The organism is Streptomyces sp. BE20 (genome assembly GCF_036322525.1).
In the GTDB taxonomy this organism is placed as follows: Bacteria; Actinomycetota; Actinomycetes; order Streptomycetales; family Streptomycetaceae; genus Kitasatospora.
Genome location: NZ_JAQYWW010000566.1, coordinates 1 through 564, shown reverse-complemented (window position 1 = coordinate 564; position 564 = coordinate 1). Strand labels below are relative to the sequence as shown.

General features: G+C 70.2%; 1 protein-coding gene. It reads left to right on the top strand.

Annotation, left to right across the window (positions count from 1 at the left end; all coding sequences use genetic code 11):
* Positions 1-564: HAMP domain-containing protein (locus PUR61_RS09700; protein WP_329877796.1), on the top strand; the 564-nt coding region annotated here is incomplete at both ends.

The following is a 564-nucleotide window of genomic DNA, read 5'->3' as shown; positions in this document are numbered from 1 at the left end:
CTCCTGGCCGGGCTGACGGCCGTGCGCGACGGAGACTTCGGCACCCGCCTTCCCGACGACGCCGACGGCCTGTTGGGCGAGATCGCCACCGTGTTCAACTGCATGGTCGACCAGCTCTCCCTCTTCACCTCCGAGGTGACCCGGGTCGCCCGCGAGGTCGGCACCGAGGGCATCCTGGGCGGCCAGGCCCACGTCCTGGGAGCCTCGGGCACCTGGAGGGACCTCACCGACTCGGTCAACGTGATGGCGTGCACCCTCACCGGCCAGGTCCGCGCCATCGCCCAGGTGGCCACCGCCGTCGCCCAGGGCGACCTCTCGCGGAAGATCAACGTGGACGCCAAGGGCGAGGTCGCCGCGCTCGCCGCCGACATCAACTACATGGTGGACACGCTCACCGACTCCGCCCACGAGAACCCCCGACAGGCCCGCGAGGTCCGCACCGATCGGACGCTCGGCGGGCAGGCACGGGTACCGAACGTGGCCGCCACGTGCAAGGTCATCACCGACAACGTCAACTTCATGGCGCACAACCTCACCAGCCCGGTCCGCAACATCGCCCAGGTG